A 20,457-nucleotide genomic window follows, 5' to 3' on the forward strand; every position below is an offset into this window, starting at 1 on the left:
CTGACAAACTACCCTGTCACCTTTGTCAGGTTCTGTCGGCCAGCGCGGCCTCAAGACGGTCGAGGTCGTCTCTGGTGTCCACGTCCTCGAGCTCCCACTCATCGTACGCCTCAACCAGGCGCACGCGCTCCATAAGCTCCTCGTGAGCGGCGAGAAGAACGCGCCCACCGGTATCCCCCTCAAGGTGCGAGAGGGCGGCAAGCGTGTCCGTTGGCCAGAGCACCGGGTTGGCCGGGCGACCGTGCCAGGCCAGCCGCACGATGGCCGTAGGCTCGTGTGTGAGCGCGCGCACGAGCGAGCGCACGCTCTTCTCGCTAAGAAGCGGCTGGTCACCCGTGACAAAGAGGCAGCCGGCACGCTCCCCCAGCGCCTCGAGCCCGGCGCGCATCGTGTCGCTCTTGAGCGGGCCCTCCGCGCGCACGCAGCGCACGCCGAGGCGGTCGCAGAGCCCCTCGACCGCATCCCAGCGGGTGACCACCACAACGTCCAGCAGGTCCGCCGGCAACGCCGAGAGCGTCCGTTCGAGCACGGGAACGCCGTCGAGCGGCGCAGTGAGCTTCTCGCCCGGCGCACCGCCAAAGCGCGCGCCCTCCCCGGACGCCATGACCACGCAGCCCAGGCGTGCCACGTCGCAAAAGCCCGAGAAGCACGTGGCGTAGGCGGCAGAGAGCGCCCAGCGGCTCGTGCGCTCGAAGGCGCGATAGCGCTCGATGAGGTCGCGTGCCTCGGCGGTGAGGCGCGAGCCGCCGCCTCCGCTGCCGCCCACGGTGCGCTCCGTCAGCGGGAAGCCAAAGGCCCGCTCGGCGTCGCGGACGATGCGCGTTGCCTTGGTGTAGGCCATCCCCATCTCGATGGCCGCCGCCCGGAGACTGCCGAGCTCGCCCACGCGCTCCAACAGGTCGACGGGACCGGGCCCAAAGACCCGGTGCCCGTCGTCACCCAGAAGATATGCCCTGAGGTCGGGTCTCATGCCTCCCCATCCCATGTGACGATGGGACAGTCCCTTCGTCACATTTCGCTCTTGATGTTACGAAGGGACTGTCCCTTCGTAACCTACCCACGTACGATGGTACCCGTCTTGCCGGCAATGCCGTCGCTCGCGCGCTCGAGCAGCGTGATGAGCGAGCTGCGACCGGGGCCGGACTGCGCAAACGCAAGCGCGGCCTCCACCTTGGGCAGCATCGAGCCGGGCGCAAACTGGCCCTCGTCAATGTAGCGCTGGGCGGTCTCGGGCGTGAGCTCGTCGAGCCACTCCTGGTTGGGCTTGCCAAAGTTGACGGCGACCTTCTCCACGGCGGTCAGAATCACCAGGAAGTCCGCATTGAGCTGTTCGGCGAGCTTTGCCGCGGCAAAGTCCTTGTCGATGACCGCCGCCGCGCCCTTGAGATGGTTGCCCTCCGTGGGAAAGACCGGGATGCCGCCACCGCCGCAGGCAATGACCACGTGGTTGGTCTCAACCAGCGAGCGAATGGTGTCCAGCTCAACGATCCCCACCGGCTTGGGCGAGGCAACCACACGGCGGAACCCGCGCCCGGCGTCCTCGATGACCTCGTAGCCGCGCTCTGCGATCATGCGGTCCGCCTCCTCGCGGGTCATGAAGGCGCCAATCGGCTTGGTGGGATGAGCAAAGGCGGGGTCGTCCGGGTCAACCTCAACCTGCGTGAGCACCGTCGCGGCGCCGCGGTCGATCCCGCGGTTGAGCATCTCCTCGCGCAGCGCGTTCTGCAGGTCGTAGCCAATGTAGCCCTGGCTCATGGCAACGCACACCGAGAGCGGGCACGGAATGTACTTCTCGGGGTCAAAGCGCGTGAGCTGCGTCATGGCCTCCTGAATCATGCCCACCTGCGGGCCGTTGCCGTGGGCCACCACGACCTCGTTGCCCTGCTCGATGAGGTCCACGATCGCGCGGGCCGTGTGACGCACCGCCTCCATCTGCTCGGGCAGGTTCTTCCCAAGCGCGTTGCCGCCGAGAGCAATGACGATTCGCTTAGACATTTGATATTGCTCCTTATGCCGATAAAACCATGGCGAGAAGGGCGGGGCCGCCCCCACGTCAACGTGCGACTTCTGCGGCGTGCCGCAGCGAGCGAGCGACGTGCGGGCGGCCCCCGGTCTTGCTAGCGGAAACTAGGCCTGGTTCCAGCGGGGCTTGCCGGCGGCCTCGAGCGCCGCGAGCGTGGCCACGGGGTCCTTGACCTTCTGCAGGAAGATCATGGCCGCGATGGCGTACGGCTTGTAGCTGGCCTCCTTGTACATGCCCACGCGGTGCATGTCAAAGACGTCGGCCATGACCTCGCCGTGCTCGCAGGAGACGCCGGAGATGTCGGCGGGCAGCGGGTGCATGTAGATGGTGTCCTGGCCGTTGGCCGTCTTCGCCATGAGGTCGGTCGTGGAGCACCAGTCCATGTGGGTGGCGTTCTGGGCAAGGAGCTCCTTCTCCAGGGCCTTGATGCCGGCGTCGTCGCCCTCGGCGTAGAGGTTGGTGCGCTTCTCCATGGCGGCATACGGCGCCCAGCTCTTGGGGATGACGATGTCGGCGCCCTCAAAGGCCTCGGCCATCGTGTTCACCTGCTTGAAGGTGCAGCCGGACTCGGCAGCGTAGGTCTTGGCGGCCTCGACGCGGTCGCTCATGAGGTCGTAGCCCTCGGGGTGCGCCAGCGTGACGTCCATGCCAAAGCGCGGCAGCAGCGAGATGAGCGACTGCGGGCAGGAGAGCGGCTTGCCGTAGGAGGGCGAGTAGGCCCAGGTCACGGCCACCTTCTTGCCGCGGAGGTTCTCCAGGCCGCCAAACTCCTCGATGAGGTAGAGCATGTCGGCGGAGGACTGGGTGGGGTGGTCGGAGTCGGACTGCAGGGAGATGAGGGTCGGGCGGTGGTCGAGCACGCCGTCCCTATAGGCCTCGTCCACGGACTCGGCGACCTCGGCCATGTAGGCGTCACCCTTGCCGATGTACATGTCGTCGCGAATGCCGATGACGTCGGCCATGAAGGAGATCATCGTGGCAGTCTCGCGGACGGTCTCGCCGTGAGCGATCTGGGACTTGCCCTCATCGAGGTCCTGGAGCTGGAGGCCCAGCAGGTTGGAGGCCTTGGAGAACGAGAAGCGCGTGCGGGTGGAGTTGTCGCGGAAGAGCGAGACGGCAAGGCCGGAGTCGAAGATGCGCGGGGAGATGTTGCGCTCGCGGAGGTTGCGCAGGGCGGCGGCAACCGCGTAGAGGGCGCGCAGCTCGTCGGTGGTCTTGTCCCAGGTGTGCAGGAAGTCCGCGTTGTACATGCCGGAGAAGTCGTAGCCCTTGAGCTCGTCGAGAAGAGCGGAGAAGTCCTTTGCCATGGTTGGTTCCTTTCGATTCATGATCAAGAAATCGCAGGTCAAACAAAGTCAGCGAGCGGCGCTGTGGCGAGGCGAGGTGCCCCGAACGGGGAGGCCGCACGCCTGGAGTGCGGCGGCCGACGCGTGAGGGGCAGATCGCCCGCCACAGCGCCGCGCAGCGTCGAGCCTACTTGATGTCGTTGTCCGTGGCGCCGGCGCGGAAGACGGTGACGTCGCCGGTCTTCTTGGACGGGTCGTAGAGGTTGAGCGCGGCGGTGTAGAGCGCGGCGCAGGTCACGAGGTCCTGCTTGTAGGTGACCTCGTTAGGTGCGTGCGCCTGGCTCTCGGCGCCGGGGCCAAAGCCCACGCACGGGATGCCGTAGCGGCCCTGGATGGAGACGCAGTTGGTGGAGAAGGTCCACTTGTCGGTCAGCGGGCGGCCGGTGCGCTTGTCCATCGAGGCCTCGCAGCCGATGCGCTCCTCGCCGAAGAGGGCGTGATGTGCGTCAACGAGGGCCTGAACGTGAGCGGCGCTCTCGGCGTTGATCCACGTGGGGAAGTAGGCCTCGGTCTCGTAGACAGTGCCCTTCCAGCTCGGGCGGTCGTACATGTACATGGAGACCTTGACGTCGTCGCCGTACTTCTTGACGGCGGGCAGGTCGCGGATCTCCTGGAGGCAGGAGTCCCAGGTCTCGCCGGCGGTCATGCGGCGGTCGATGGAGATCGCGCAGGAGTCGGCCACGGCGCAGCGGCTGGGGCTGGTGTAGAAGATCTGGGAGACGGTGCAGGTGCCGCGGCCCAGGAAGCGCGCGTCCTCGTAGTGTTCGGGGTTGTACTTGGGATCGAGCATCTTGACGAGGCCCTTGATGTCAGTGGACTCGTCGCAACCGTTGTTGTTGAGGGCGCGAACGTCGGCGATGATGTCGGCCATCTTGTAGATGGCGTTGTCGCCGCGGTCGGGAGCGGAGCCGTGGCAGGAGACGCCGTGGACGTCCACGCGAATCTCCATGCGGCCGCGGTGGCCACGGTAGATGCCGCCGTCGGTGGGCTCGGTGGAGATCACAAACTCGATCTTCTCGCGCGCGTCCTCGGGACCGTCGAAGTACTTGTTGACGATGTACTGCCAGCACATGCCGTCGCAGTCCTCTTCCTGGACGGAGCCCACGACCATGATCTTGTAGCCCTCGGGGATGAGACCGAGGTCCTTCATCATCTTGGCGGCGTAGGTGGCGGAGGCCATGCCGCCCTCCTGGTCGGAGCCGCCGCGACCGTAGATGAGCTCGTCGGTCTCGTAGCCCTCGTAGGGGTCGGCCTCCCAGTTGTCGCGGTTGCCGATACCCACGGTATCGATGTGCGAGTCGATGGCGATGATCTTGTCGCCCTCGCCCATCCAGCCGATGACGTTGCCCAGGCCGTCGACCTCGACCTTGTCAAAGCCGAGCTTCTCCATCTCGGCCTTGATGCAGGCCACGACCTCGCCCTCCTCGCAGGACTCGGACGGGTGAGAGATCATGGCGCGCAGAAACGCGGTCATGTCGGGGCCGTACGCCGCCGCCACGCTCTTGATCTCTTCGAAGTTCAGTTCCTTGGCCATTTTGCTTACGTCCTTTCTGACGCTTCCGTTGCCAAAACACGTGCCGAGAAGTGCCGAGAAGCCCCGGCGTCCCGCCTACTTTGCCCAGGCGCCGTCCCAAACGATCTGCTGGTAGCGCTCGGGGTCGGTGTCGCCCTCGGTGGAGAAGAGCAGCACCTGGCTGTTCTTGTCGAGACCGAGCGCGTCGCGCAGCTCGGCGTAGTCCGGGTCGGTCATGATGGCGTCAATGACGCCCATGCCCACCGCTCCGGACTCACCGGAGGTGACGGCGGGGTCGCCCTTGACGGGCGCGGCAAGGCGGCGCATGCCGTTGGCGGCCACCCAGTCCGGGCAGGAGAGGAAGGCGTCCGCGTGGTTGCGCAGGATGTCCCAGCCAATGGTGTTGGGCTCGCCGCACGCGAGGCCGGCCATGATGGTCTGCAGGTCGCCGCCCACGATGCGCGGGTCGCCGTCAGCGGCGAGCGCGCCCTGGTAGAGGCAGTCGGCGGCGCCGGCCTCCATGATGACGAACTTGGGTGGGCACGTGGGGAAGAGGTTGGCAAAGTAGCCCACCATCGCGCTCGCGAGCGAGCCGACGCCCGCCTGGACAAAGACATGCGTGGGGCGGTTCACCTCAACGGCGCGCAGCTGGCCCGCGGCCTCTGCGGCCATGGTGCCGTAGCCCTGCATAATCCAGGACGGGATCTCCTCGTAGCCGTCCCAGGCGGTGTCCTGGACCACGACGCCGTGCTCGGTCTGGGCTGCCTCGGCGGCTGCCATGCGCACGCAGTCGTCGTAGTTGACCTCCTCGATGGTGACCTCGGCGCCCTCCTTGGCAATGTTGTCAAAGCGCGTCTGCGTGGAGCCCTTGGGCATGTGGACCACGGCGCGCTGGTGCAGCTTGTTGGCGGCCCAGGCCACGCCGCGGCCGTGGTTGCCGTCGGTGGCGGTGAAGAAGGTCGCCTGGCCAAAGTCCTCGCGGAACTGCTCGCTCGTGAGGTAGTCGTACGTCATCTCAGAGACGTCGCGACCCATCTCCTGGGCGATGTAGCGGGCCATGGCAAAGGAGCCGCCAAGCACCTTGAAGGCGTTGAGGCCAAAGCGGTAGCTCTCGTCCTTCACAAAGAGCCCGCCCAGGCCAAGACGCTCGGCCATGCCGTCGAGCTTGGCGAGCGGGGTCACGCTGTACTGGGGGAAGCCGCGGTGGAAGGCCTGCGCCTTCGCCACGTTGTCGAGCGCCATCACCGGCAGCTGCGCGTCCTCGCTCTTGGGCATGGTATTGAGAACCCACTTGATCTTCTCGCTCACGCTTCCTCCTTGCGCCGTGACGGCCGTGCCTCCTGCGTGCCAACTTTTTGTCTGATTACCAGACTAAAAGTTTGTTACTGCATATGGTGGCATATTTCAAGCCTGTTGCAACGGGATTTTTCGTGAGACGGCGAGCGTCCCTTTTGCGCCCGTGAACGGTTGGCGAGAAGGACCTCTTGGAGGGCGGTGCAATGCGGTAAGCTTTCGCCCCGTGGGAACGCGAGAAGAACGTCCGGCCGCAAGGGAGCCGTCATGTCCACCCGCTCGATCGCCCGTTGCGGCGTCTGCATAGCGCTGCTCGCCGTGAGCGCGTGGGTCACCGTGCCGCTGGGGCCCGTGCCCTTTACGCTGCAGACCCTTGTGCTGGCGCTGATACCGCAGGTCATGGGCCCGCGCGACGCGTTTTTCACGGTGGCGGTCTACCTGCTGCTGGGAGCGGCGGGCGTGCCGGTGTTCTCCGGCTTTCAGGGCGGGCTCGGCGTGATCTTGGGGCCAACGGGTGGCTACCTCCTGGGCTTTGCCGCCGGAATGCCCGTTGCGGGTGCCATTATGCGCGTTGGCGCGCTGCCAAGAAGGGCGCGCGGGGCGCTGGCGGGCGTGGCGCTGCTGGCGGTGAGCTACGTGCTGGGGACGCTTCAGCTCATGAACGTCTACGCGCTCGACGCGCCGGCGGCGCTGGCCGTGGCGGTGGTGCCGTTTGTGGTACCGGATATGGTGAAGGTCGTGGCAAGCGTGAGCGTGGCGGAGCGGATCTGCCGCGCGCTGGGAACGGCGGCGAGGCGGTAGGCGCGACAGGAGAGCGTAGCTCCCCTACACGTTCATCAGGCCACCGTTGTCCGCAAGGATTGCCTTGGACGGGTCGGCCGGCAGGTACGCCACACGCACCTCGCTGCCCACGCTCGAGGGAATCTTGCCGCGCTTGCGCTGCCCCACGGGAACGGGCCCGAGCTTGATGGGCTCGCTCGTGAGCTTGACCGTCTCGTGGCACTCGTACGCCGTGCCGTCGACCACGTAGCGCACGTAGACCACGGTGGGACGATCCGTACTCCCGGGGCGAACGCGCACGACGGTCCCCGTGGTGGAGCCGGAGTAGGTTTGCTCCTTGCGCGCGCGAACGCGCTTTGCGACCAGGAGCACCAGCGCCGTGGTTCCGCCGCCGAGAACCGCGATCAGGCCAAAGATGAGAAGGATCATGATGCCATCGCTCATGGGCGCTCCGTGCGTTGCGGGTTGGTGGGACGGTGCGGGTGGTGCAAGAATAGCATCACGAGCGGGCGGAGATGGGGTGGTGGTTGGAGGGTGGCGGACGTGTCTCTGCATCATTTCTCGGTACCGAGAAATACCGTTAACCCGTAATCTCATACCGTTCTTTTGCTTTCGATACCGTAATTTGGCCGAGAATGCCGAATTTCATACCGAGAAATGCCGTGCAATACCGAAAAAGACTGGCGACTGGCTACAACTCCCGGTCGTTTTGCGAACCAGGTTTTCGTCTTTTTATCCGTTTTCGTTTTTTATTATTTGTCGTTTTTTTATTTGAGCCGGACCGCACACCACAAAAGGCCCGAGAGCTGACCTCAGCTCCCAGGCCCACACGCTCTATCCGCCGGCACCTATACCGTCATGCCGCCGTCGACGGCTAGGACCTCGCCCGTCACGTAGGACGCGAGGTCGCTCGCCAGGTAGACGAAGGCGTTGGCCACGTCCTCGGGTTGGCCCACACGCTTGAGCGGGATGCCCGCCTCGATGGGGGCGATCAGCTCCTCGGGCAGGCACGCCACCATGTCCGTGGCCGTGACGCCCGGCGCGACGGCGTTCACGCGGATTCCGCGCGGCCCCAGCTCGCGCGCGAGCGAGATGGTGATGCCGTTGACCGCAAACTTGGACATGGGGTAGGCAACACCGGAGGGCTGGCCCATCTTGCTCACCATGGAGCTCGTGTTGATGATGACGCCCCCCTCGCCGAGCACGCGCGACGCCGCCTGACAGCCGTTGAGCACGCCCTTGACGTTGATCTCGATGATCTTGTCAAACTCCTCGGGCGTGTAGTCATCAAGCGACGTGGACTGGGAGATACCGGCGTTGTTGCACACGATGTCGAGCCCGCCAAAGCGCTCCGCCACCTGGCGGAAGGCGGCCTCGAGCTCCGCCTCGTCAGCGACGCTCGGCCAGATGGCCATGACGGGGGCGTCCGGGTTCTCGGCCAGGATGCCGTCGAGCGCGCGCTGAGCGGTCTCCTCGCGGCTCCCGCAGAGCGCCACGTTGGCGCCCTCCTCCAGGAAGCGCTTGACGATGGCAAGGCCGATCCCGCGCGAGCCTCCGGTGACGACGGCGGTCTTTCCCTTGAGCAGCATAGCGATTGTCCCTTCTACGTGGGGTTGGTTCGAACTGCTCCTACCCTACCCAGCAAATGACGAGAAGAACGCGGGGGCCGCGTGGCGCCCGGTGTAAGGCGCGACGTCACTCGGCGAACGCGCCGAGCTTGACAGGCGTGTATGGGGCGTTACCCAAGGTTTGTGACGAAACGGCAGCGCCTAACGCGGATCGTCCACCAGAGACCACGTCCCGGCCAGGAAGTGGACGGGCTCGGTCGTCTCCTCTATCCGCACGCCGATCCGCTCGAGGAATCCCCGGTACTGCTCGTCCACCCCAAAGAACGGGTCCGTGTCCGCGCCGCCCGGGATCCCCTTCTCCAGAAGGGCGAGGCACAGCTCGCGCTCGTCCTCCCACCGCTTGCTGCGCCGCCACACGTCATAGATGCACGCGTCGGGGCTCGGTAGAATCCAGACCGTCCTGTCCTTCCTGTTGTGGAACCCGGTGCACTCCGCAATGTCAACGACGTTGATGCGAACGATCTCACGGTCGTCCCTGTGCTCCTCCTTGTCACGTATGAACCAGGTGTGGAACAGGCGCCCGCCGGCCGCAAACACGTCGCTCTTGACCGGATTGAGGTAATGGTGACGCGCGACAAAAACCGACACGACCGCGAGCGCGGCAAACACGACGAACACGGCGGCGCCAATCACGACGAGCCAAGTGATGTCCTGCTCCCCAAACTCGCCGCGCAAGACGCCGTCGACAAGCGTCACGACGACGATGGCAAAGACAATGAAGAAGGCCCCGGCGAAGGCGGCCACCCCGAGCGCCGTGCTGTCATGCGCGTAGGAGCGCCCGAACGTCTGGGCGGCCTTTGCCGCAGCCTTCTCGTCGTCGGTCGGCTCGATGATCTGTGCCAGACGCTGGCTGGCTCGCTCTTGTCCCCTACTCATCTCCATAGCCTTTCCGAACGCGTCTACTCCCCCACCAGCGCGAGAAAGTCGTCCACCGAGAGCGCCGCCACAGGAGCGTGACGCAGGAGCGCCTCGTCGCTAGTCACGAGATAGTCGGCCTTCGCACGCTGGGCTGCCGCCAGCACCATGCAGTCCTCGAAGTCCGCGTGGATGCGCTGGTACTTTCGCGCGAGCCAGACATCCGAGGAATCGGCGCCCACAGCCGTCGCAATCTCGTCCATGTTGGTGACGCAAGCCGCGGCGTAGGCGGCTATGGCGCGGGCCTGGTCCTCGGAGAGCGCCGTACCCGCTGTCCGTGCCTGACGCTTGAGCGAGGCGTCCACGAGGTAGAACACGTCCTTCGACGTGCCAACCGCGTAGAGCAGATCAATCCCCTTGCGCACGCAGACATCGATCAGCTCGTTTGCCTCGCGGGAGCGCGGACGTGCCCCATCGAACGCGTCAAGCCAGACGTTGGTATCGAGAAGAACGCGCGAAGGTTGCGGCATCTACGCCTCCCTCCCCAGACGCTCGTGATACCAGTCCTCGCGAAGGTCGTCCCAGGACGGAAGGTCAACGCTGTGGTATCCGGAGATGCCAAGCTCGTAGGTCGTCTGTGCGTACAAGGACCGCAGGCCGGCAATTGCGGAGGCCTTCCGGGCTGCCTCGTCGGAGAGCGCAGAAGCCGCACCGGGCTCGATGACCTTACGCACAGATGCCGCGTCCTCCTGATGGTCCACCATATACTGCCAGAGCCCGCGCACCGCCGCCGACGGCGAGTAGCCCAGCCGCGCAAGCACGGCGTCACCGGCCTCCTTGAGCGCGGCGTCGATACGCGTGTTCATCTGCGTCTGACGCGCCTGCGACGCTGCTGTTGTTTCTGACATGTTCGTCACCTCGCCTTTGTATAGCAGTATAGCAGTATAAGCGGACATACGATGGCCCTTTGCTCAGAAAACTTGACTCAAAACTTTTGAGTCAAGTTTTCTAAGCAAAACAGCTAAGTAAGCTCGAACATGTCGTGAATTGAATCAGGCACGGCTCTCAGAACAGGCAGTTCTCGATGACGTTCTTGCCCCGCAGCCTGTCGAGCCACTCGGACGGGATCCCCTCGACGCCGTAGACGATGCCAGCGAGCGCGCCGGCGACGGCAGCCGTGGTGTCCGTGTCGCCCCGAGGTTCACCGCGGCGAGCGCGCACTCGGCGTAGCTCGACGTGTTGGCGAGGCACCAGAGCGCGGCGTCGAAGGTGTGGCGCACGAAGCCGCCGGAGCGAATCTCGTCCACGGGGCGCGCAGCGACGTCACCCGCCACGTCCGCCGGGCTCGCGCCGGAGATGAGGTTCCGCGCGATATGCACCATGGCGAAGCACGCCTCCGTCGAGGTCGGATGCGCGTGCGTAATCGCGGAGACGGCGCGCGCCTCGTCGTCGGTGGCATCGGTGAACACGAGCGGGACCGTGCGCATGAGCGAGCCGTTGCCGTTGTCCCACTCCCCCGCAAGGCCGTGCCCGCGCTCGAGCGCCTCGCGCGTGGCATTGCCCACGTCGAAGAGCCCGTCGACCGTGTAGGCGCCTTCGCGATACCACCGCACGAAGCGCCCGCAGATGTCATTGACGTCAATGCGCCCCAGCTCACGGTAGCTATCGCAGATTGCAAGCGCCATCGACGTGTCGTCGCTCCACGTGCCTGTCGACTTGTTGTGGCTGCCATGGCCGGTCATGTCCGTGCAGCGGAACGAGCCCCGCGGACGGAACTCATACGGAACGCCCAGCGCTTCGGCCACCGCCTGGCCGTAGACGCAGTCGCAAAGTGTCCTTGCCACGCCAGCTCCCTCTTTATCAACGGCCTGCCCATCATAGGAACTCAACAGCCATCAATCCAGAGCAGACATTGGATATGGTGCCGCTATTAAATGTTCGACGTTGTGGCGCCTGCCAGAAATGGAAGCACGAGACATATCGATAAGAGCGACAAAATCTGCCACAAGCTGTGGCAATCAATCCCCCAGTAACCATCGTGTTCGGGACTGCCCTGGCACCCATATACGCCGTAGCTTAGTTCATAAGACCAAGAACAATTCTCCCGCAACTTATGGGAGAAACTTGGCGCCAGGAATTGTGCAACAACTTGTTGCAAGATTACCTGTCCCCGCAGCTTTCATTGACAGCCAGATGCCCCAACACGTTCATATCCAGCCGGATGTAAAGATTTCTTGACCGCATCAGCATCGCGGGTATTATAAGAGCAGTGATGCAGTCACCGTGGACTCTACGTGAGGCGGTGACAAAGAAGGGTCGCTGCCGGGCTTGTCCGGTAGCGGCCCTTTGACTTACGAGGGGGTCACCATGGCCAAGGAATTCAAGACTATTGACCAGCTCGTTGAGCTCATGGAAAGCCGTGGGATTGTCACGGACAAAAAGACGGCGGCGGCAATCAAGCGAGAGAGCTACTACGCCATCATCAATGGATACAAAGCCCCATTCCTTGATAGAGAAGCAATGAAGTCTTCCGCCGACGACGTCTATCTCGAAGGTACAACCTTCCAGCAGATATATGACCTCTTTATGTTTGACCGGAATCTGAGGGAGTCAACGTTCCCCTACCTAACCGCCGCGGAGTCTGCGCTCAAGAACGCAGTCGTCTACGCCTTCTGTGAGAAGAATCGGGACGCGGAGGCCTACCTCGAACGATCAAACTACACTTCGGCAAAGGACATGTTGGTGCCAAAGTCCTACCAAGGAAACAAAGCTGAAGAGCACGCAACAAACATGGCCAACCTCATGAAGATCCTGAACGGAAAGCTCACCAACAAGAAGAAGATGCGACCCTTCGTGAAGCACTATCTCAACAGCTATGGAAAGGTTCCCCTCTGGGTTCTTCAGAATGACCTAACCTTCGGCAATATCGCTCACTTCTACCAACTCCAAAAGAGAGGCGTTCAGAACGCAGCCTGCAAGATCGTCGGCGAAATCTCCGGAAGAGGTGTCCGACTCAACCCTCATGACCTCCTGAGAGCGTTCGACGTTCTCGTTGGGTATAGAAACATCTGTGCTCATGACGAGAGACTCTACTGCGCCACAGTGAAAGGAGCTCGCTTCGCGGATATGTTTGATGAACTATGTGTTGTTCTCCCCGAAGAGGATACACACACAATGATCGACACTCTCAATTCGCTCATCCGGGCTTACCAAGGGAGAATCAGTGCGGAAGTCCTTGTTCAGATCAACACAGAGATGGGCGTTAAGTTTGCCAATCAAAGCTAGAAACTATTCGACCTCAAAACACGTCGGCAGCAGTACCCCGGACCAAGAAAAGCGAAGCCTGTACCCAATCTCATTATGAGCGAGGAGATGTTTATCGTTAGGTCGGAAACGTAGTCAAAAGGTTGTTCGCGGCCTCACACTGCAGTCCGTAGAAGTGCTTTATCTACCGAAGATTGCGTGGCAGAAGCCTTTGGCATCCGAAATCTCCTTCTCGAGGTCTCTACTCAGCGTTTCGAAGAATCCCGAGCCCCACCGACTCTCGGCATGCAAATCTGCAATGTCCTTTCCTGGCCGCCAGTAGAACAGCAGCATCTCACGGTTTACCGAAACCGCCGCCTTGATCTGGCTGCGGCGATACCGCTCGCTCAGCTCTCGCACCCAAGCCAGGTACTCGGAGTCATTCTTGATAATCGCCTCTGCCATGGCGCCACCTTCCCGAGAGACTTCCTCAGGCTCAGTGTCGCTCTGGCACCGGACAACAATTAGGTCTCATGTTCGCGCTGGAAAACACTCCTCGGCGCAATTTAGAGCACTGCTGGCAGCTTCTCATCCCTCGTCAACCAAGTCGTGGGCAGTCTCACCGCCTTCAAGCATGGCACGATAGCGGGCGTCCATCGCGCGGGCAAACTCAAGCTCAGAAACTTCGCTGCGGGCAAACTGCTCGCGGCCCCTCAAGAGCTTGTCGTTGAGGATAGCGGTCTCAATTTGTCTGTCGCAATCGTGTGCGCCCATGGTCAGCCCGCCATTCTGCGAGCAATTGCAGCCTCAACCTGCTCCGCGTTTGAATCATACTCGATAAACTGGCCACTATCGGTGCTGCTCCACGCATCAAGCTCGTGCGAGAAGGACGAAATCTCCGAAGACGTCCCAAACGTATTAACGAAGTCGGCAACCTCGTCGACGAGCCGGACCTCGTCCTCGCTAAGAACGCCTTCCGGGCAGCGCGTGGGAACCACGACCTCGCCCCAGCCCTTCTCCGTGAGCTCAACGAAGCCCGCATCCTGAAGCCCGGCGACGATCCTGTCCCTGTCGTCCATTACGGGACCATAGTTCGCATGTGCGTAGGCAAGCCCAGTCATGGACCGCGACGTCCTTGCATAGCAGAGGAAGTCGGTAAAGAACATCGCCTTCTGGAGCTTTGTCTTGTAGAGGTCCTTGCAACGAGCGGCAAGCTCGCACACCACAGCGGCAACGCGCTCCATGCTGAAGGAACGGAAACCGTTGCGACCGCTTGGCGTCACCATCTCCTGGGTCGGCCACTGATACGCAGCAAAAGCTGCGGCCAACCCAGAAAGCGGAGTCCTGCTCTCAATGAACCGGCGGACTGCTGACGCTGTCCTCGCACTCAGCTGGCTCTCCCTGACCGACAGCAGGGAGGCCGCCCCCTCTGCCGTCGAAACAAGCTTGAGCATGGTGTTGTGCGAGTCATCGGGGATTGCGCCCGCCTCGTAGCGGGCAATCGTCTGCTCGCCAAAGCCAAGGAACTTGCTGAACTCACGGAGAGATAGGCCATAGCTGTTCCGAAGCTCCTTGACCTCGTCGGGGGCCATGAGGCCATGAGCCGCGCAATAGGCGGAGTATGCGCGGCGCAGGTTGCCCTCCTCGACGCGGGAGTCGCCAATCGCCTCGCCGCAGCACGGGCAAACGGCCACCTCGGCATCATAGGAGGTCGACTCGCCCTTGACGGGCAGCGTCTCGGTCCTGTACTCGAGCCGCGCGTCGACCTCACAGTCGCATTCGGGGCAGTACGTGTTCAGCGTCTTTTCTGCGTTCATTCCCTCGTCTCCCGTCGGTCCACATACAGCTTTACCGACAAGCACTTACATCGCTCCACATCCGTTCGAACTGACAACTTCAGATACAGCGTCTCATCCCCATACTCCGGCGAGAACTCTGCCACAGTCCACTTTTCAGCACGTCGAGGATCCCTGTCCGGCTCCGGCCCGTCGAACATGTCTCTCGGTTCTAGCGAGAGAATCACTCGTCCTAGGTCATCTACCGTCATACCGTGCTCGGCCATGAATGAGATGTTCTGCTCGCGAGGGGCGAGAATGAACCCGTGCTTTTCGACGAACAGCTTGACCTGCCGCAGAAACAATGCCCTTTGGTCCATTGCCCCCCCTCTCGAGCTGAATGTAATCATATGATTACATAGTATACTACGCAAGAGGCGGCAATCCCCGTCAACCCTCGAAGAGCGATGAAAGGAAAGCGAGATGAGCCGGACAGACCCAGAGCGATCAAACCAACCGGATGAAGCGGCACCCACAATTGAGCGAGGCTGGATTACCGTTAGCATGGCCGCAAAATACGCTGGCCTCAGCGCTGAAACCTTACGAAGAGCAATCTGGGCAGGCGAACTTGAAGCCTACGAAAAGCCGGTCACGTATCCCGAGCGCCGGGCGAAAGACGAGAGGCGTCATCACATTCATTGGATAACCAAGCGAGAGTTTGTTGATGCGTGGCTCATGTCTCAGCCCACGCCAAAAGAGGTGTGGGAGAAGTACTGGGGGCCCAAGATATAGGGTCGTATTCGGCTAGCCTCGCCTATGCTCCACCAACGTACCTGATGGGATTCTGTCCGCTGCACAGACTCGCAACGGCCTGCCCCTTGTAACGCTCACGCAGCTCGTCGTCAGCAAGATGCCCGACAAACTGATAACGGCCATCCCCCGACTCTGATGCCTCATCCTGTCCTGCAGGAAGCCATTCATCGATGCGATAGACCTCGACAATGCGACCGCCACAAACACCGAAAGCGAGCTTGGCGTTACGCGCTCTTGTGAGACCAACTCGCCAATTCCCACGCACCCTGTCGTACAGTTCCTGGGCACTCATTTCCGAGAGGTTGACGTTAGAGATCTTGATAAGGATACCGGGCTCATCAAAGTCAGACTCTCCGAGCTGTTTCACATGCCCGTAATATTCTGCCCCAACGCCATCTCGCTCGACTCTCAGCATCTTCGCCACTGTGCGCATTCGCAGCAGCCCCGTCACGAGCCAGGCATACACCTCGTCCCAGCGCCCAGGGCTCACGTCCGCGTCCAATCGCACCTGCAGCTCTCGCGTCTTCTCGCTCGGCTCTCGCCAGGAAATCTTCCCGCCAAGGTCGGCAAGCAGCACCTCGACCTCCTCACCGCGCGCGACAAGCCCCTCGTACAGCGACGCATCCGTGAACCAGAGATTCACGCCGACCCAACCATCGCGCTGCACAAAATACGCCGTCGCATGAACGCCACGCATGCCCAGTCCGAACGTCGCATACCACCCGTTGTTCTCAGCCCTACCCGATGGGTCGGCATACGCAGACACAAAGTCCTGCCGCTCGGCGCAATAGTCGTAGAAGCCGTCCCAAAAGAGCGACTTGAGGTCGGGGTTCGGGGTCTCCACAAGGCACTTCGCTCGTATGTCATAGAGGGACGAGCCGGTTTCCCCCACGCTCCAGTACTTCCACCCGTTGGTGGAGATTCGCTTTCCTGTCACGAGCTCCTTCATACGCTCCGCCGCACGGGAAGGGCTCTCCAAGACATCCCCGTTGAAGAGGCGAATGCCGTAGTCGTCGGTCACCGTGGCAACAACGGCACGGTCGCCCTCGCTGGCAACCAGCTCGGTCCCCGGGACAATCTTCGCCATGGTGCAGACCGCTCTGAACGTCATGGACTTCATCGTGGGCGTGGCCTTCTTGATCGGCTTATACGACGCCACGACGTCAGCGCTCAGCTCAGGGAACGGCCAAACCTCGAGGGCGCGTTCCGCCAATCGCTTGGCGCGGGTGCAGATTGCCCCCTCGTTCCACTTTTCCAGGTCATGCAGCTCCTTGGAAATCACCAGGTAGTCCTGGTCAAAGCCACCCTTGAGATGCGCCTTCTTCTCCGCGAAGGGCGCATCCGAGAGCTCGGGGTTGTACGCCGTGAGCGTGAGGTTGCCCAGCGTGTTGATGAGCTCTTCGTAGACGCGCTCGCAGTCGTCCCCGAGCATCTCACGCCACTCCGCACTGTTGAGCGCATTCTGCGGCATGATGTGCTCGATGGAGAAGGTACCGCCTGAGAAGTCCATCGGATCCTTCGCATGCCAGCTGTTCTCGAGCGTGGTGAGCAGATAGAAGCCGCGCTTGAACGCATAGCAGTCGCGCGTCCTGAGCGCCCGCTCGAACTCCGCGTCACTCGGCATGCGTCGAGCCGTTCCCTCCTCGCCCAGGAGAATCGCCTCATAGGCCTCGCGGATAATGCCGCCGTCGTCTCGTACCGCGTTCAGCCGTGCGATCACGGACGAGAAGAACTTGTTCAGGCTGTTCGTCGCGACGTCACACACAGAGCGACGGAAGAGGTAGCTCTCCGTGGTTCTCAGCATGGAGGCAAGGTCATCATGTGAGAGAGACCCACTGATATAGTCCTCGAAGAAGGACATAAGCAGCGGGTTCACGACGGAGACGTCGAGAGCGTGGATGCGAGCGAGAAGAACGCGGAGCTCCTTGTCCTCGCAGGCACCAGCCGTGATGCACGCGTAGTGCCCGGCGTAGCGGCGAATCTCCTTGAGAAGCTCGGTCATCTGCCCAGGCTTGTCGTAGCCATTGTCCATGACGTGCCGCTTGAACAGTCGGTACACGTCACGCGCGACGATGCTGGTCGGCGCGTTGATGACCGTCAGCCAGTTGCGCAGAAACTCGTCGAAGACCTCATCGTAGCTGTCCGCACCGAGTGTCTCCTCGATCTTGCGCCAGTAGTTGGCGTAGATGTCCTCCTGCTCGTCCATGGGAAGCCCCATGAGCACGAAGTTACGCACGAGGTCCGCCGTGGAGAGGTCCTTTCCCGTGGAGTTCATCGACTCAAAGATGAGCTGCGGGTTGTCCTGGCCCTGCGAGAGCGTAATATCGACGATCTCAAGGCGCTGGATACCGTCCCAGACCACATTGGGGTCATCAATGTTGCTCAGCCACGTGCGGAAAAGCGCGAGATTGTCGACGATTCGATGAGACTCGTTCACGACCTCGATATCTGGATTCTCCAGGTGGTCGACAACGGAGCAGAGCGTCTTCTCGTCTCCCTGCGAAAGGGTGAGACGATAGTGGTCCTCCCCCTTCTTGTACTTAAGGACAAGGTAGCCGCTGTCGATGATCTCATCGTAGGAGACATGCGTCAGCTTGTCAGGATGCTCTCGAGCAAACTCCGCCATAGCGATAATGAGCAGGCTGAGCGTGGTGATACGCTGCTGGCCATCGATGATCAGGAGCTTGTTCACGCCCGAGGCGCTAAACTCCCCTCCCAGCACCCTGACCACGGAGCCCGTGAAGTGAGTGCCGGAGCTTCGCCGCCCAACGGCAACAACGTCATCCCAGAGCTGCCGGCACTGCTCCTCGTCCCACGAGTAGGCTCGCTGATAGACGGGGATGACCATCCGCTGGTTGGCGAAGGTGAGCAGGCTGACAATCGACTGTGGTATGGCGTTCATGTTAGCTCCAGCATGAGGAATGATGGACAAACTAATTCTATTCAGTGATACGAGATAGTAAGACGGAATACAGTATTGAAGGCGGGGGACCTCTTGATGATTAGTTCCAACGTCGGCGCAGCACGCATACGACTCTGACGAGATGCTGCATCAATCATATCGAATGCATAAAATAGGCTCGAGGATGGCGCTGGCGATTTTTTCGCCGACTATTGTCTAGTGCAATAGTACGGGTAAGCCCTAGCTTATAGCTGATTTCTGTCTCCCTGGAGATTTATTTCGAGAATTACAATAGCGTCGTCCTCATTATCTGATTAGGGAGTATGCGTTGTGGCCGAGAAAAAGACACTGAGTCAGTATCTACCGCAATTGATTGAGAACACAAGGTTAGCGAGAATTCAATCGGAGAAACGACTCCTAGAGTTTGACACCCTGCTAAAGCATGCAACGATTTATTATGCTTGTATAACCACTTTGCTTTCTATAGTACCGCTATTTTTGAGCAGTTCTTTTGGGAGTTGGGAGGACCGCATAACGTTCCTCTCAATTGCATCAGCAATTATTATAACAATCTGCACGATTTACGCCTCCGGACAAAACTATGCAGTTAGAGCGGAACAAATGAGGCATGCATATTTGGAACTGCAGCGGCTCTGGCTACAAATCGATTCTCTAAAGGTGGACTCAGAAGAATACGAGAATGCACTATCCGAAATTGCCGGGCGTTACGTTGACATAGTTGCAAGCACTGAGAACCACACCGAGAGCGACTATCTATTTGGTGTTGGAGATAAGGTCACGGATGCTGACGAGACCATCCGTCGCGCACGGTACATACTACTTAGGTTCATGGTGTATATCGGCCTTCCCATTCTTCTTGTTGCGATATCAATTCTGGTGATTGAGTAACTATGGCTGCATCAGAGTTGTTTAAAATTGGATTTCGCGAAGACCATCTAAAGTTCCTATTCTTGCAATCACTTTACGGAACATCCTCAGTAGGCATTGACTACATAACTACAGAAAGGTTTATCTCAGACCTTGATTCTCACGTTTCCGTCATATCCAAGAAAGTACTCTCAGGGAGATATTCATTTACCCCCTATCGCCAATTACTGGTTAGCAAGGGAGCGGGGAAGCTTCCGAGAGTACTTAGCATCCCGACTGTCCGCGATAGGCTGACGTTGAAAGCTCTTTCCGATATCCTCGGAAAGACGTTTGGGAATCGCTGCAAAACTCCTCAGCCTCAATTGGTCGTTTCTGAGCTTGCTAGTGCTATATCAGCTAAAACGTACCCCGCATATATCAAACTTGACTTGAAGGACTTCTACGGAAGCATCCCGCATGAACCGCTGATCAAGTCTATTAGATCAAAAATCAGGAAACGAGAACTATTGCAGCTCATTCAGTCTGCAATTTCTACCCCCACCGTTCCGTTCGGGATTAAGGCAACTCGCCCCAATGAAAGCGGATTGCCTCAAGGCCTCTCAATTTCAAATCAACTATCGAATCTATATGCTTCCAAGCTTGACACTGCTGTTAAGCGCAAGTTTCCGGAAATTCTGTATAAGAGATACGTTGACGACATCCTCATACTTTGCTCATCCGATGAAATCTCACATATTAAGTCGTTCGTCGAATCTACTATTCAAAATCTTGGCCTTAAGCTTAGTAAAGAAAAGTGTGTTGACGGAATTATCGAAGCCGACGCTATTGAATACCTTGGCTACCGATTTCAAGATGGGATTATCTCAGTTCGCGAATCATCAAAAAGGAAGATCGAAGGCTCACTCGAAAGAACTATCAGAGCGATTTCACACGCCAATGTAGCTAAGAAATCTACGGAAAAAACTTGGCTATATAAAGATTTGTATAGGCGCATTACTGGTTGCAAGGTAACTTACGATGGGATTAGCTATACTAGATATGGCTGGCTGTTTTATTATTCAAGAATCAATGATGTTGCATATCTCGGCAAGTTAGATTCGCTAGTCCGTAAGCTTGCAAATAGGTATAACGTTAGTCTCGATGGAGAGCTGCCCAGATTCAAAACGGCGTACTATCAAATGCGCTTCAATGGTCGTGAAAGCAGCTACTTCCCTGTTTTTGATTTCAGTCGGCCTGCCGCCGATATTCGCGCGCAACTTACAGGTCTAGTTGCCAAAGAAATCATTGACTCCTACTCGGACGAAGACATAAAGCAGCTATTCCAACAAGTTGTAAATCGAATAATAAGAACTTTGGAAAAGGACGTTGGAGTAGTCTCGTAGCATCAAGCCGGTTTTC

The 20,457-nt window shown here is 60.3% G+C and carries 20 protein-coding genes; 4 read left to right on the forward strand and 16 right to left on the reverse strand.

All coding sequences use genetic code 11. The annotated features are described in order from the left end of the window. Window positions 1-25 precede the first annotated feature (25 nt). The 5 genes from QUW25_RS06375 to dpaL all read right to left on the reverse strand — a co-directional run bounded on the left by QUW25_RS06375 (window position 26) and on the right by dpaL (window position 6,190). Window positions 26-970 carry an NTP transferase domain-containing protein gene (locus QUW25_RS06375; protein ID WP_289511376.1) on the reverse strand — a complete coding sequence of 315 codons (945 nt, stop codon included), beginning with the start codon at window positions 968-970 and terminating at the stop codon, window positions 26-28. 83 nt (window positions 971-1,053) lie between these two features. Continuing rightward, complete coding sequence (gene arcC / locus QUW25_RS06380) at window positions 1,054-1,995, reverse strand: carbamate kinase (protein WP_289511377.1); 942 nt, start codon at window positions 1,993-1,995, stop codon at window positions 1,054-1,056. 132 nt (window positions 1,996-2,127) lie between these two features. Further along, window positions 2,128-3,330: a knotted carbamoyltransferase YgeW gene (gene ygeW, locus QUW25_RS06385; RefSeq protein ID WP_289511378.1), complete on the reverse strand. Its 1,203-nt coding sequence runs from the start codon at window positions 3,328-3,330 to the stop codon at window positions 2,128-2,130. A 166-nt stretch (window positions 3,331-3,496) separates the two neighbouring features. Further along, a complete protein-coding gene (locus tag QUW25_RS06390) occupies window positions 3,497-4,903 on the reverse strand; it encodes a YgeY family selenium metabolism-linked hydrolase (RefSeq protein WP_289511379.1) in 1,407 nt (468 codons plus the stop codon). A gap of 75 nt (window positions 4,904-4,978) precedes the next feature. Beyond that, window positions 4,979-6,190, reverse strand: coding sequence for a diaminopropionate ammonia-lyase (gene dpaL / locus QUW25_RS06395; RefSeq protein ID WP_289511380.1), 1,212 nt, complete (start codon window positions 6,188-6,190; stop codon window positions 4,979-4,981). A gap of 252 nt (window positions 6,191-6,442) precedes the next feature. On the opposite strand from dpaL, the gene QUW25_RS06400 reads away from it, so the two are divergent. Beyond that, window positions 6,443-6,976, forward strand: coding sequence for a biotin transporter BioY (locus QUW25_RS06400; RefSeq protein ID WP_289511381.1), 534 nt, complete (start codon window positions 6,443-6,445; stop codon window positions 6,974-6,976). 24 nt (window positions 6,977-7,000) lie between these two features. Here QUW25_RS06400 and QUW25_RS06405 read toward each other — a convergent pair whose 3' ends face one another. From QUW25_RS06405 to QUW25_RS06430, 6 genes are all read right to left on the reverse strand, one after another. Next, entirely contained in the window at window positions 7,001-7,399 is a 399-nt protein-coding gene (locus QUW25_RS06405) for a DUF3592 domain-containing protein (RefSeq protein ID WP_289511382.1), read from the reverse strand. Between the two features lie 404 nt (window positions 7,400-7,803). After that, window positions 7,804-8,544 (reverse strand): SDR family NAD(P)-dependent oxidoreductase, encoded by a 741-nt coding sequence (locus tag QUW25_RS06410; protein WP_289511383.1) that lies wholly within the window; start codon window positions 8,542-8,544, stop codon window positions 7,804-7,806. A 180-nt stretch (window positions 8,545-8,724) separates the two neighbouring features. Continuing rightward, the gene (locus QUW25_RS06415) at window positions 8,725-9,459 is read right to left on the reverse strand and encodes a hypothetical protein (protein WP_289511384.1); all 735 of its coding nucleotides are present in this window, start codon (window positions 9,457-9,459) and stop codon (window positions 8,725-8,727) included. A gap of 23 nt (window positions 9,460-9,482) precedes the next feature. Further along, entirely contained in the window at window positions 9,483-9,968 is a 486-nt protein-coding gene (locus tag QUW25_RS06420; RefSeq protein ID WP_289511385.1) for a type II toxin-antitoxin system VapC family toxin, read from the reverse strand. Next, window positions 9,969-10,346, reverse strand: coding sequence for a type II toxin-antitoxin system RelB/DinJ family antitoxin (locus QUW25_RS06425; RefSeq protein WP_289511386.1), 378 nt, complete (start codon window positions 10,344-10,346; stop codon window positions 9,969-9,971). A 144-nt stretch (window positions 10,347-10,490) separates the two neighbouring features. After that, complete coding sequence (locus tag QUW25_RS06430; RefSeq protein WP_289511387.1) at window positions 10,491-11,282, reverse strand: ADP-ribosylglycohydrolase family protein; 792 nt, start codon at window positions 11,280-11,282, stop codon at window positions 10,491-10,493. A gap of 523 nt (window positions 11,283-11,805) precedes the next feature. Between QUW25_RS06430 and QUW25_RS06435 the strand changes: the two genes are divergently transcribed. Next, window positions 11,806-12,723, forward strand: a complete 918-nt coding sequence (locus QUW25_RS06435; protein ID WP_289511388.1) for an Abi family protein — start codon at window positions 11,806-11,808, stop codon at window positions 12,721-12,723. 159 nt (window positions 12,724-12,882) lie between these two features. Here QUW25_RS06435 and QUW25_RS06440 read toward each other — a convergent pair whose 3' ends face one another. From QUW25_RS06440 to QUW25_RS06460, 5 genes are all read right to left on the reverse strand, one after another. Further along, window positions 12,883-13,146: a DUF1016 N-terminal domain-containing protein gene (locus QUW25_RS06440; RefSeq protein ID WP_289511389.1), complete on the reverse strand. Its 264-nt coding sequence runs from the start codon at window positions 13,144-13,146 to the stop codon at window positions 12,883-12,885. A 123-nt stretch (window positions 13,147-13,269) separates the two neighbouring features. Then, window positions 13,270-13,455 (reverse strand): hypothetical protein, encoded by a 186-nt coding sequence (locus QUW25_RS06445; RefSeq protein WP_289511390.1) that lies wholly within the window; start codon window positions 13,453-13,455, stop codon window positions 13,270-13,272. Window positions 13,456-13,457: 2 nt separating this feature from the next. After that, on the reverse strand, window positions 13,458-14,498 hold the full coding sequence (locus tag QUW25_RS06450; protein ID WP_289511391.1) for a type II TA system antitoxin MqsA family protein: 1,041 nt from the start codon (window positions 14,496-14,498) through the stop codon (window positions 13,458-13,460). Continuing rightward, complete coding sequence (locus QUW25_RS06455; RefSeq protein ID WP_289511392.1) at window positions 14,495-14,836, reverse strand: hypothetical protein; 342 nt, start codon at window positions 14,834-14,836, stop codon at window positions 14,495-14,497. Before QUW25_RS06455 ends, QUW25_RS06450 begins: the two co-directional genes overlap by 4 nt. Window positions 14,837-15,270: 434 nt before the next feature. Continuing rightward, complete coding sequence (locus tag QUW25_RS06460; RefSeq protein WP_289511393.1) at window positions 15,271-18,171, reverse strand: GmrSD restriction endonuclease domain-containing protein; 2,901 nt, start codon at window positions 18,169-18,171, stop codon at window positions 15,271-15,273. 330 nt (window positions 18,172-18,501) lie between these two features. Between QUW25_RS06460 and QUW25_RS06465 the strand changes: the two genes are divergently transcribed. Further along, on the forward strand, window positions 18,502-19,080 hold the full coding sequence (locus QUW25_RS06465; RefSeq protein WP_289511394.1) for an SLATT domain-containing protein: 579 nt from the start codon (window positions 18,502-18,504) through the stop codon (window positions 19,078-19,080). Window positions 19,081-19,082: 2 nt separating this feature from the next. Continuing rightward, window positions 19,083-20,441 (forward strand): reverse transcriptase domain-containing protein, encoded by a 1,359-nt coding sequence (locus tag QUW25_RS06470; protein WP_289511395.1) that lies wholly within the window; start codon window positions 19,083-19,085, stop codon window positions 20,439-20,441. The last annotated feature ends 16 nt before the right edge of the window (window positions 20,442-20,457 follow it).

Origin of the sequence: Thermophilibacter provencensis (genome assembly GCF_030372065.1) — a bacterium.
Taxonomy (GTDB): Bacteria; Actinomycetota; Coriobacteriia; order Coriobacteriales; family Atopobiaceae; genus Thermophilibacter; species Thermophilibacter provencensis_A.